This window comes from Pseudomonas sp. GM25, from assembly GCF_000282255.1.
Classification (GTDB): Bacteria; Pseudomonadota; Gammaproteobacteria; order Pseudomonadales; family Pseudomonadaceae; genus Aquipseudomonas; species Aquipseudomonas aphyarum.
In genome coordinates this window covers 70,827-83,017 of sequence record NZ_AKJQ01000078.1, presented here as the reverse complement: position 1 = coordinate 83,017, position 12,191 = coordinate 70,827, and the positions used below count along the sequence as shown (strand labels likewise).

Here is a 12,191-nt window from a genome sequence, read left to right as displayed (position 1 = left end):
AATAAGCAGGAGCTTGCGCATGTCGCTAAAAGGCAAAACCTTGTTCATCACCGGCGCCAGCCGTGGCATCGGGCGCGAGATTGCGCTGCGGGCTGCACAGGACGGGGCCAATATCGTGATCGCGGCCAAGAGCGCCGAGCCGCACGCCAAGTTGCCCGGCACCATTCACAGCGTCGCCGCTGAAGTCGAAGCGGCCGGCGGCAAGGCTTTGGCGCTACAACTGGATGTGCGTGATGAAGACGCGGTGCGTCAGGCGCTGGCTCAGGCCAATGAACATTTCGGCGGGATCGATGCGCTGGTGAACAACGCCGGGGCGATCAAGTTGACCGGTGTGCAGCACATCGAACTCAAGCGTTTCGACTTGATGCACCAGATCAACACCCGCGCGGTGTTGCTGTGCAGCCAGGCAGCCCTGCCCTATCTGAAAAAGTCCTCCGGGCACATTCTCAACCTGTCACCGCCGCTGAATCTGGCCAGCAAATGGTTCGCGCAATACAGCCCCTACACCGTGACCAAGTACGGCATGAGCATGCTGACGGTGGGGATGAGCGAGGAATTCGCCAACTATGGGATCAGCGTCAATTCGCTGTGGCCGCAGACCATGATCGCCACGGCGGCGATTGAGTTTCAGTTGGGCAATCGTGAGTCGTTCAAACATGCGAGGACGCCGGCGATCATGGCGGATGCGGCGCATGTGATTTTGAGCAGTAGCGAGCGGCGGATTACCGGGCGGTTGTTGATTGATGAGGAGATTTTGCGGGAGAGCGGTGTGACGGAGTTCGATCATTACCGCTTTGAGCCGGGGAGTGATGCGAAGTTGATGACGGATTTGTTCGTCGACTGAACGACAAACCTGTGGGAACGAGCGCGCTCGCTCCCACAGGTTTCATGCCGGCATCAGTACTCGATCCGCACATCCCCCTTCGGCACACTGCAGCAAGAAAGAATATACCCCTCCGCCTCGTCGTCCTCGGTGATCCCGCCGTTGTGATCCATCTCCACTTCGCCGCCCAGTTTGAGCACCTTGCACGTCCCGCAGATCCCCATGCCGCAGGCTTTCGGGATCATCAGGCCAACCTTCGCGGCCGCCGCATGCACGGTCTCGCCCGGGGCAACGCGGATGCTCTTGTCCGATGAGGTGAATTCCACCAGGTGCAGGTCCGCCGCCGGCACTTCCGGTGCTTCCGCTGCCTGTTCCGCCTGCTCCACCGCATCGGCGCGGGCTTCCGGTGGCGTGGCGCCGAAGGATTCCTCGTGATAGCGCTTCATGTCGTAGCCGGCGTTTTCCAGCAGGCGCTTGACCGCCGTCATGTACGGCGTCGGGCCGCAGCAGAAGACTTCGCGCTCGAGGAAGTCCGGCACCATCAGTTCCAGCATCTTGTGGTTGAGGTAGCCGCGATAGCCGGCCCACGGCTCGCCCAGCCCGTGTTTCTCGCAGATCAGGTGCAGGCTGAAGTTGTCGATCCGCGACGCCATGTGTTCCAGCTCGCGGTGGTAAATGATGTCTTTCGGTGAGCGGGCGCTGTGGATGAACGTCATGTCGACGTTGCCGTTGGTGTCGTAGAACCAGCGCGCCATCGACATGCACGGCGTGATGCCGACACCGCCGCTCAGGTACAGCACTTTCGGGCTCGGGAAATCGATGGCGTTGAACAGCCCGACCGGCCCGTGCACCGCCAGCTCCTGGCCTTCGTGCAACGTGTCGTGCAGCCAGTTGGACACCTTGCCCCCCGGCACCCGCTTGATGGTCACCGAAAAGCTGTACGGCACCGACGGCGAACTGGAGATGGTGTACGAACGCATGATCGGCTGGCCTTCGATTTCCAGCTCCAGGGTCACGAATTGCCCGGGCTTGAAGAAGAACAGGATCGGCTGGTCGGCCATGAAACAGAAGGTGCGCACATCCCAGGTTTCCTGGATGACTTTGACGCAACGGACGATGTGTCGGCCATTGGCCCAGGTCTGGGTGGTGACCGGATTCAGGAAGCTGTTCGACATGCTGTTCTCCACGGCCGACTGTCGGCCTTCATGTGGCGATTCTGCGTATAGCGAGAACGCCCCGTTTACCTATCCGCGACATTGACATACTTATCGCGACCAGCCCCCAACCACCGGGGGTTGCGCGTCGGGAACAGATTGCACCATGTCGCCCATGGATAAGGTTCTCGCCTGCGCCGGCCCCACACTCGCCCCAACACAAACAGATTCTTTACACCTTGCGTAGCACCCCTTAGCCGCACACCCGATCAGCCACTTTCGCGGCCACGCAGATGGCCTTGAGGATTACATCGATGGACACCGCAAAAATCAGCCTGGGCGACCCGCTGGAACCCGCACGCAAGGCCACCGCACAAATGCTGCAGGAGCGCGAGCGCACCTACTCCCTGCCGCAGCCGTTCTACAGTGACGAGCGTCTGTTCGATATCGACATGCAGGAGATCTTCCACAAAGAGTGGTTGATCGCCGGCATGACCTGCGAGATCCCGGCCAAGGGCAACTACATCACCCTGCAGATCGGCAAGAACCCGATCATCGTGATTCGCGGTGCCGAAGGCGTGGTGCACGCGTTTCACAACGTCTGCCGCCACCGTGGCTCGCGCCTGTGCACCAGCGACAAGGGCAAGGTCGCCAAACTGGTCTGCCACTACCACCAGTGGACGTATGAGCTGGACGGCCGCCTGCTGTTCGCCGGCACCGAAATGGGCGCCGACTTCGACATGAAGCAGTACGGCCTCAAACCGGTGAACGTGAAGACCGCCGGCGGCTACATCTTCATCAGCCTGGCGGAGAACCCGCCGGCCATCGATGACTTCCTGTCGACCCTGAACCACTACATGGAACCGTACGACATGGAGAACACCAAGGTGGCGATTACCACCACCTTGATGGAGAAGGCCAACTGGAAACTGGTGCTGGAAAACAATCGCGAGTGCTACCACTGCGGCGGCTCGCACCCTGAATTGCTGAAAACCCTGCTGGAATGGGACGACGTCACCGACCCGCGCGCCGATCAGGCGTTCAAGGATCACGTCGCCGCCTCCGCCGCTGCCTGGGAAGCCGAGAAGATCCCTTACGCCCACGCCAGTTTCGGCCTGCGTAACCGCATCGTGCGCATGCCGCTGCTCAAAGGCACCGTGTCGATGACCATGGACGGCAAACAGGGCTGCGCCAAGCTGATGGGACGGATCAAGAACCCGGACCTGGGCTCGATGCGCATCCTGCACCTGCCGCACTCATGGAACCACTGCATGGGCGACCACATCATCGTGTTCACCGTGTGGCCGATCAGCGCCCAGGAAACCATGGTCACCACCAAGTGGCTGGTGCACAAGGATGCGGTCGAAGGCGTGGACTACGACGTCGAGCGCATGCGCCAGGTGTGGGATGCGACCAACGATCAGGACCGTCGTCTGGCCGAAGAAAACCAGCGCGGGATCAACTCCACCGCTTACCAGCCGGGCCCTTACTCCAAGACCTATGAGTTCGGCGTGGTCAACTTCGTGGATTGGTACAGCGAGCGGATGTTGAGCAACCTGGGGGCCGAGCCTGCGCCGTACCTCAAAGGCGTGCCAGTCCAAGGCTAACAGCAAAAGCATCGCCAGCAGGCTGGCTCCCACAGGAGATTTCTGTGCACCAGAGATCCAGTGTGGGAGCTAGCCTGCTAGCGATGTCGTCATCACTGTCATCACATCACTTCGATGACCACCTCACACTGCCATCCTCACCAATAAACTCCTCGAAAATCTCCTCCCCCACCAACCTGATCTTCGCGTACCCGTTCAACACCCGCAGCGGATAGTCCGGATCGTTCGCATCCTTCGTCTCCGAAAACAGCACCCGCGAATGTCCGTTCAGCTCGCTGGTGGTGCCGTAGGGAATCGCCCCGTGCCCGGCACAACGCGCATGCAGCCCACCCTGGGTGGCATAGACGATGCCGTTATGCAGATGCCCCCAATACCAGTAATCCGGCTCACGCCCCAGCGCATCGCACACCGGTTGATACAGCGCAGTCTTGTTGTGCCCGGTGATATCGAAGCCCTGATGGTGGCTGAGCACCATGAGTTTCTTGCGTTTCGGCAGCCCTTTCATCCACTCGATCTGCGGTTTGTTCAGGGTGCCGTCCATGTACAGGTTCATGACGTCCGAGGCGTACGCCGTGTCCAGCCCGACAATCAGCCAGTCGTCGTTGATCAGGGCAAAGTAGCTGGTGCCCTGCTGCCCCGGAAAACGCGCGGCCAGTTCCTTGAAATAGCCGTGGGCGCCGCTGTACATCTCGTGGTTGGAATTAAGGGTGAACGAGCCGTGGGTGCCCATCGGCCAGCCCGCCATGTCGGTGTCTTCCTGAGAGTGGGTGCCGGCGTAATAAACATCCCCCAGGTGAATGGTGAAGTCGGCATTGGCCAGTTGCATCTGGTTCGCCACCGACACCGCCGGCGCATGGCTGTTGAACGGCCCGGTGCCCCAGTCGCCGGCAATCGCCAACGTGACTTCGCGCTCCATTTTCACCAGCGCCGGATCGGTGCCGAAGGTCGCGTGCTGGCGCAGGTTTTCGATCCACTTGAGCAGCGCCTCGCTCCACAGCAGATCCAGCAGCTCCCATTTGCGACAGCCCAGCAGCGTGCCGTCCTTGAGCACCTTGGTTTGCAGTTGATCGGGCGATTGCGGCAGCGGCGTCGCGTTGCCGATGCGCAGGATCGACAGGCCGTGGGACAACTCCCACGGCACCGCCGGCTCGTCGTCCGGCAGCTCGCCGTGCTTGAGCACGTATTGCGCCTGATCGTGACCGCGCTGGAGCAACTTGATGATGGCCTCGAATTCCTTGGGTTCGAGTTCGCTGATGAGTTTCATCCAGGCCATTTCGATGCGCGTGAACAAGCCGTGCAGGCGTACCTTGACCTTGTCGTATTCGTGTTTCAGATGTCCGACCGCTGACATGACGTAATCCTCTATCCGTAAGGGTTCACAGGGTTTTCATGAATTCGATCAGCGCACGCTTGTCGTCGTCCGACAGCGTCGTGCCGTACAGGTGACCACTGTTGTGGTTGCCTTCCAGGCGCGTGTCGTAGGTGAAGTCCGCCGAAGCTTTGGCCTGGGCGCCACTGGTCACGAAGCCGACGTTGACCGGGTCGTAGACATCGGAGCCGGTGATGAACACCTGCGGACGTTTTTCCGGCGGTTGCAGCAAGTCCCACAACGTCGGCACCGAACCGTTGTGCAGGTACGGCGCGCGCAGCCAGATGCCGTCGGTGGGCGTGTTGCTGTAGCTCTGGGTCTTGCGATAGGCGCCGAAATCGAACGGCGGTTTCTTGAAGGTGTGGAACGCCGCCACCAGCCCGGTGGTGAACGAGTTCAGCCGGTGCGGATCGGTGCCGAGCTGGTCGATGTTGGTAGTGACCTGCCCGGTGTCGGTACGCCCGAAATCATGACAACTGGCACAATTGGCCTCCCACACCGGTTTGCCCTGAGCGACCTTGGCCTGATCCAGTGCCCACGGCCACGCCGGCGCCTTGTGCCCGAGCAGCCAGTTGGTCACCCGGTTGAAACTCGGCGGCAGCACCGATTCCGGCGTCGCGCCCACGGCCATCGCGGCGGCGTAGTTGCGCTCGTGGATCTTGTTGTTATTGCCGTCCCAGTGCAGGTACATCGATTCCCTGGGTTTCTGGTTCCACACTTGCGGCAGGTCGACGGTGCCGATGGTCGAGTCATCCGGGAAGCCGAACACCACCATTTTCGTCGGGTTGAAAGTATCGGTGCGCCCCGGTCCCTGTTGCGGCCTTAGCTTCTGCCAGGCGTAGGCCTGCTTCTGTTTGAGCAGCGCGGTCTTGGCCATCGGGATGATCAGGTAGCGGTTGTAGATCTTCTCGAAGAAGCCCAGCTGGAACTTGCTATTGATCGCCGCCATCACGGCGTCGGTGGTGAATTTCGGGTCGCTGGCGCAATCGTAGGCGAACCACTGGAAGGCTTGCAGTTGCAGCGTGTTGGCCGGTGCGCTCGGTACATTCACCGCGACGTCGCTGGCATTCGCCCGGTAGGAACCGGTGTGGCACAGCGCGCAGTTCGGCTCGACGGTCGGGTAACCGATCTGTCGCTTGGCCATGCCGATCGGCAGGTCCTTACCGTTCTCGAACAGGAACCCGAAGACTTCCCAGCCACCAGGTTTCGGCAGTTTTTCCGGGCACATCTGCGGCAATACCGAGAACAGGTAATAGGGAATCCGCGCTTCGATACCCAGGCCAATCGCGGCGTATTTGTAGTGGTCTTCGTCGGAGGCGTAATCCTGCTCCGGTACCACGCGCAGCATCTGATACCAGGTCTGGTAACCGATGAACGCCAGCAGTGCCACAACGATCAGCGTGCCGACCTTGAACGCGTGACTCTGCCACTGCCGCGCCCATGCCGCCCGCCACTCGTGCCAGCCGTCACAGAGCAGCGCCAAGGGTCGGTTTTCAGGCGTGGTGCCGAGGTACAGCAGGATGCCGAGGATCAGGAAAAAGCTCAGGTCACCCATCAGCATCGGCACGAACACCGAACCCTGGCTGCTGGTGTTGATCAGGTAGATCCAGAACGCCACGGCGATCAGCCGCGTCAGCACGCACAACCAGGAATGCACCACGTAGCGCGGCGCGTTGAAGCCCGACGGCATGTAGAACACGCTGATGCCCACCAGCAGCATCCCGGCGTTTTCCAGCCACGGGTCGGAGAGTTGCGGCGGCAGGCCGACCACCGATGTCAGCAACCCCGGCGCGAACAGCGCCGGGATCGCGAACACCATGTTCATCGCAATGCCGAGCCAGATGAAGCGTTGAAACCAGCGGATGTAGCTGTCCATGTCATCCATTTCCTTGTGCAGACCGGAGAGGTGTAGCGCCCGATAACCCGCCATCGCTGGCAGGCCAGCGCCCACAAATGCGCATCGCATTCCAATGTGGGAGCGAGCCTGCTCGCGATTGCAGTCGACTCGGTTGCGAATCAACCGAGGGCTGTTTTCTCCAGGTGTTCAAGGATGATCGGATACACATCGACCACCGCGTTCTTGCCGAACATGCAATCGATGTGGCCGTACCCCGGCACCACATGCCGGCTGTAGCGTTCCGGGCCGTGTTTCTCGCAAACCCGCTGATAAGTCTTGAGCGTGCTTTCCGGCAGATAACACTGGTTGTCCGCACCGCTGATAAAGCAGATCGGCATGATCAGCCTGTCGAAGTGCGGCATGTACACGTCGTGCCCTTTGAAATCCACCAGATGCCCTTTGCGCACGATCAGCGCCAGGTGCTCGAAGGTCTCGATGTTCGACTCGCCGAACAGCTCGTGCAGGTTGTCATGCAGCGTCTCGTTGAGGGTGTCGTGGCGATACAGCGAGGCGTACATGAAGGTGATGCGGTGGCACACCGGGTTGGTGCAATAGCCTTGGGCTTCGATCCGCGCGTAGCCGTTGAGCGCCTTGTCGTAGAGCCGGTTGAACCAGTTCTCCTTGCTGTCGGCGTAGGCAGTCATCGATTTGATGCCGATGGCGTCGAGCATCCCCGGCAAGTGCAGACCGGCCTTCAGCCCCGTAGCGGTCGCGACCACTGTGTCGGCAGCGATCTGCGAACAGACCACCGAACGCACACCCTGCAAACCGGCGAGCAGCGACATGAAGAAGGTCGTGGCGCCGTAGCAATGCACCACGCATTGCACATCCTTCGCGCCGGTCTGTTGCTGGATCTGCCCGATGGCGGCCTTGAAGTCGTATTGGGCAATCTGGTCGCCGTTCCATTCCTTCTTGCTCGCTGGCAGCAGGATGCTCACCCGGAAATCCAGCAGCCACACGTCGTAATCGTGCTTGCACAGAAATTCGAGCAGGTTGGTCTGGATGGTGTCGGTGGAAAAGATATTCGAGCCCACACCCAGACCATGTACCAGCATCACCGGACCTTTGCTGCCGGCCTGATAACGGGTCAGGCGTAACTGCACGCCGTCTTCGGTGGGGAAGAAATGCACGGCAGGCGTCGGCGCATCCAGTGGCCGTTTCAGCCGTGGCGGCGCATCGGGGTTGAAGTATTTGTCACCGGCAAACACCCCGCCGTAACTTTCCCAGAGAATCCCGGCGAAGAACTTGCCGAACCGCGCCAGCCCTTCGATGCGCTCACGCTCGTTGCGCGCATTGAGGACTTTCATGGTGGTCATCTGCTTGGCGAAGTCGGTCGGTTTGATGTGCATCACCCCGGAGCCGATCACCTCGCCGGTCTTGTCCGGCCCGCGATACAGCGTCACGTAGAGGGTGCTGGTGTCGTGCCAGATGTTCAGCACGCCGTTGTCTTCCGGCACGGTCTTGAAGGCGCTGAAGAAATAGTCGTGGCCGTCCTCGGCGGTCAGTTTCATGTCGTATTTCATGTGGCGCGTATCGACCTGCTGCTCGAACTGCTCGAACAGGTTGAACACGCCGTTGCTGGCGGTCAGCGGTTCTGGCGACAGCGCCGGCGCGATCACCGTGCCGACGATGGTCGCGGCGTGTTCCGGCTCCTTGATCATCCGGTTGAGGTCGTTGGCGGTGATGGTCAGGGTGAAGTCGATCGGCGAGTTGTCCGCCTCGCCGCGTTTGGCGGCAGCTTCATAGACTTTGAGGTCGGTGCTTTGCGCGGCGGTGAAAGCGCGAGAGAAGTAGCCCTTCATGGTTTCGGTGAACTGCACGCCGAGGGTCGGCGGAGCGGTCTGTTTGCGCGGTGCCGATGGCAGCGTGTAGTCGATCGTCCAGCCACGATCGGCGGCCAGCAAGCCCATGTTGCGCTCGCTCACGGCGGAGATGGTCAGCAGCGGGTTGACCGCCAGTGACGTCGGGATCACCGCGCCGTCGGTCACGTAGAGGTTGGCGTAGACATCGGTGCCACTGGCGCCACTGAACACCTGGCCCTTGTGGTTGACCACGCCTTGCGCGGCGTCTTCGCCCATCACGCAACCACCCAGCGGATGTACCGAAACGATGCTGTGCTTGAGCAGCTTGGTCCAGATCGGATTCTCGACCCAGATCCCGCCCAGGGCCTTGGTGCTCTGGTACAGCCGCTCGTTGCCGATCTTGAAGTTTTCCTGCTCGCCGACGCCCGGCCAATCGATGCGCAGTTGATCCTTGCTGTCGAGGACCATGCGTCCCTGACCGCTGTCGTGGCTCATGATCAGGTAAGTCTGCATGTTGTGCAGCGCGCCGTGATACGGGCCGCGCAGGAAGCTTTCGGCTTCGCGTTCCTTGTACTTCACCTTGCCGCTGAAGCTGTCGTCGGTGGGCTTGCCGATCATCTCGGCGAACCCGGCCATCGCCGGCACCATCGGCCGGCCGAGTGCGCCGGGGATCGAACCTTCCTCGATGACCATGCGACTGCTGCGGTCACCCTCGGTGCGCATGTCGATGATCGAGGTGATGCACGGGCCGACCGGTTGCATTTCCTTGGCCGAATGCGCGCCGAAACCGATGCCGTTGATGGTCTGCTCGCAGTTATGGCCAAAGCCGAGGATGTCGCCGTTGCCGCTCATGTTCTCGCCGAGCTGGCCGGACATCACCAGGCCCTTGTCCCGCGAGCGCAGCAGAATTTCGGTGGAGCCGAGGGTACCGGCAGACACCACGACGATGCCGGCTTTCACGAACAGCGTCGGCGCGTCGAACTTCTCGCGGCCGCTGTCCAGATACTGGAAGTGCACGATCCAGCCGTTGCCGTCGCGCTCCAGATGCCGCACCTGGGCCTGGCAGAAAATCTCCGCGCCGTGATTGGTGGCGTCCGGCAGGTAGTTCATCAGCGTGGTGTTCTTTGCCTTGTTGTTACAGCCCGAAACGCAGTCACCGCAGTGGTTGCACGGCAGCTGCTCGACGCCGACGTGATTGAGGTTGTTGGGCAGTTTGTCGAAGGTCACGTTGATCGGCGGCTTGTAGAAGTGCGCGCCTTGCTTGAGGAAGTCTGCGGATTTTTTGTTGGCATCAAGCTTCGGCAGGTTCGGCGCGGTGCTCGGGTAGGGATTGGGTTTGAGCATTTCTCGGGCTTTTTCGTAACCCGCCTTGAGCAAGCCGTCGTGGTCCTCGCGTACCGCCAGGGGCCAGCGCGGATCCTGGAACACATCCACGGTCGGCTCCAGGGAGACGTTGGCATTGATCAGCGACGTGCCGCCGAGGCCGCAACCGACCACCACGTTCTGCTGCGCGTTGACGTGCAGATCGAACAATCCGGTGCGCGAGCCGATGTGGCCGTCCGGATCGTGTACCTGCAATTCCTCGGTCGCGGCGATCATGGTGTTGGGGTATTCGCCGGGCTGGATCTCCCGACCGCGTTCCAGCAGACAGACCTTTTTACCGGCCCGGGACAGGCGCGACGCGGCAATGCCGCCGCCGTACCCGGAGCCAATGACGATCACGTCGTAATGTTCCTTGATGTCGCTGATGGGCGTTGCGATCCGTGTCATGAGGTGGTTCCTCTCTCAGGCAGATGGGGCAACTCTGCGGTTGCCTGCAATCAATGGGCGAACGGGCACCTGGCCTCCGGGAAATCCCGACGGCAGTACAACGGTTTAGGCAGGAATCAAGCGCTACAGGCGGGCGTGCTGATTGGCGGCACGACGCAACGTGCGCTTTCGCGGCGAAGGTGCCGGCAGCGCGCGGAGCGTGCAGGGACTGAGGGGTAAGCGGTGTGGCTGGGTATCCATCACGCGTTCTCCCTGAACCAGATGTGGATAAGTGACGGCTGTCCTTGTGCCATTGCAGTGAAGACAGGCACCGGATCGAAGTCAAGGCAGCCTCTTAGAACTGTATGAAATCTGATCAATTGCCTTTTGGACTAAGCCCGCCGGGGGTTGTAGGGTTTGGCGAACAAGTTATCCACATAGACACCCACAGCTAATGGGGACAACTGTGGATGACCTGGAAAAATAATCGGGATTATGCGAAGAAAAACCGTGACTTATCCAGAAGAAGGGTTTCCATTAGCGATTGATTATTTTTTAATCAAGTCGCTACACAGCACGGACTACGTGGCCTGCAGAGGATGGCGAACACCTTATCCACAGAAGCGCCAACAGAGTTCGGGGGTAACTTGGCGGGCGCTGTGGAAAAACGCTGGAGGCGTTGATAAATGGGGGTTTGCGTGGGGATTGGCGGGTTAAAAGGCTGAATTGAGCGTTTTTTGATCAGATCTTTGTAAGCCACGGTTTATATGGCTCTTAGCGGATAGCGAACATCTTATCCACAGAAGCGCCAACAGAGATTGGGGGCAAGTCTGGGAGTTATGCTGGGGAAAAACTCAGAAAAAACCGCGAGTTAGGCTGGTTGTTTTTTGATCTGATGGCTGGAGAGCTTGATTGGCATGGGGTGCAGGGAGGGGCGAACACGTTATCCACAGATCCGCCAACAGGGATTGTGGGTAAACCGCCCTCTCCCGAAGGGAGAGGGTCAGCAAAGGTTTCAGCGGACAACACCTTCTTCGATCAGCAGCTTGAGAATGGCTTCAGCACCGGCCTGCGCCGTCACGCCCTTGAGCACTTGCCCCCCACCCCCACTGGCCTTGGCCGTCGCCGCCTTCATCCGGTCCGCCCCGCTCTTGGCCTTGATCACCTTCAGCCGCTTTGGCCGAGGCTTGGCCGGTTGCAGGGTCGCCACCGCCAGCAATTCGTCATCCACCACTTCCACGTCTTTAGCCTGAAGAGCTCCACGCCGCGCAGGTCCGTAAGCACTTTGCCGAGGCTTGGGCGCTGCGTTATCCACAGTCGCCAGAAACGGCAGGCGCACCTTCAACCGGCGGCGCTGCCCACGGGGCAAGGCTTGCAGCACCAGCGCCGAGCCGTCGTTGATCGATTCGACCTGTGCCAGCCCCACCACCAGCGGCCAGCCCAGGCCTTCGGCCAGCAGGAACGGCAGCATCCCCGAACCTTCGCCGGTTTCCGCCTGGCTGCCGGTCAACACGACCTGGGCGCCAGCATCCCGCAGATACTCGGTCAACGCCGGCAGCGCATCGGCACCCTCCGGTTGTTCCAGCACATGCATCTGCGCAAGCCCCATGCCCAGATAGGCGCGCAGCGCCGGTTCGGCGATGTCGCCGGCGTGCAGCACTTGCAGATTATCCCCCGCCAGTTGCAGGCCGAGTTCCACCGCGCGGGCGTCCTGATCGGCGCGGCGCGGGCGGCCGGAGGTCGGGTGGGCGCCGATTGAAACCAGACTGATGATCTTTGTGCTCATAACC

7 protein-coding genes are annotated in these 12,191 nt (G+C 60.8%); 2 read left to right on the top strand and 5 right to left on the bottom strand.

The window, feature by feature from the left end; all coding sequences use genetic code 11:
• Positions 1–19: 19 nt before the first annotated feature.
• On the top strand, positions 20–844 hold the full coding sequence (locus PMI24_RS27095; RefSeq protein ID WP_007959799.1) for an SDR family oxidoreductase: 825 nt from the start codon (positions 20–22) through the stop codon (positions 842–844).
• A gap of 53 nt (positions 845–897) precedes the next feature.
• Here the strand turns inward: PMI24_RS27095 and gbcB are convergent, their stop codons facing one another.
• Positions 898–1,998, bottom strand: a complete 1,101-nt coding sequence (gene gbcB, locus PMI24_RS27090; RefSeq protein WP_007959796.1) for a glycine-betaine demethylase subunit GbcB — start codon at positions 1,996–1,998, stop codon at positions 898–900.
• A gap of 293 nt (positions 1,999–2,291) precedes the next feature.
• Here gbcB and gbcA point away from each other — a divergent pair, with 293 nt between their 5' ends.
• Positions 2,292–3,584, top strand: a complete 1,293-nt coding sequence (gene gbcA / locus PMI24_RS27085) for a glycine-betaine demethylase subunit GbcA (protein WP_007959793.1) — start codon at positions 2,292–2,294, stop codon at positions 3,582–3,584.
• A gap of 106 nt (positions 3,585–3,690) precedes the next feature.
• Here gbcA and PMI24_RS27080 read toward each other — a convergent pair whose 3' ends face one another.
• The 4 genes from PMI24_RS27080 to etfB form a co-directional block, all read right to left on the bottom strand.
• The gene (locus tag PMI24_RS27080) at positions 3,691–4,935 is read right to left on the bottom strand and encodes a metallophosphoesterase family protein (RefSeq protein WP_007959792.1); all 1,245 of its coding nucleotides are present in this window, start codon (positions 4,933–4,935) and stop codon (positions 3,691–3,693) included.
• 25 nt (positions 4,936–4,960) lie between these two features.
• The gene (locus tag PMI24_RS27075; protein ID WP_007959791.1) at positions 4,961–6,829 is read right to left on the bottom strand and encodes a hypothetical protein; all 1,869 of its coding nucleotides are present in this window, start codon (positions 6,827–6,829) and stop codon (positions 4,961–4,963) included.
• Between the two features lie 140 nt (positions 6,830–6,969).
• Positions 6,970–10,422 (bottom strand): alpha/beta fold hydrolase, encoded by a 3,453-nt coding sequence (locus PMI24_RS27070; protein WP_007959788.1) that lies wholly within the window; start codon positions 10,420–10,422, stop codon positions 6,970–6,972.
• A gap of 994 nt (positions 10,423–11,416) precedes the next feature.
• A complete protein-coding gene (gene etfB / locus PMI24_RS27065; RefSeq protein WP_007959786.1) occupies positions 11,417–12,187 on the bottom strand; it encodes an electron transfer flavoprotein subunit beta in 771 nt (256 codons plus the stop codon).
• Positions 12,188–12,191: the final 4 nt, after the last annotated feature.

What these genes read in the sequence shown, in the direction of transcription:
- PMI24_RS27075 (WP_007959791.1), bottom strand. Translation starts at nt 6,829, where the DNA reads ATGGACAGCTACATCCGCTGGTTTCAACGCTTCATCTGGCTCGGCATT.
- PMI24_RS27080 (WP_007959792.1), bottom strand. Translation starts at nt 4,935, where the DNA reads ATGTCAGCGGTCGGACATCTGAAACACGAATACGACAAGGTCAAGGTA.
- gbcA (WP_007959793.1), top strand. Translation starts at nt 2,292, where the DNA reads ATGGACACCGCAAAAATCAGCCTGGGCGACCCGCTGGAACCCGCACGC.
- gbcB (WP_007959796.1), bottom strand. Translation starts at nt 1,998, where the DNA reads ATGTCGAACAGCTTCCTGAATCCGGTCACCACCCAGACCTGGGCCAAT.
- etfB (WP_007959786.1), bottom strand. Translation starts at nt 12,187, where the DNA reads ATGAGCACAAAGATCATCAGTCTGGTTTCAATCGGCGCCCACCCGACC.
- PMI24_RS27095 (WP_007959799.1), top strand. Translation starts at nt 20, where the DNA reads ATGTCGCTAAAAGGCAAAACCTTGTTCATCACCGGCGCCAGCCGTGGC.
- PMI24_RS27070 (WP_007959788.1), bottom strand. Translation starts at nt 10,422, where the DNA reads ATGACACGGATCGCAACGCCCATCAGCGACATCAAGGAACATTACGAC.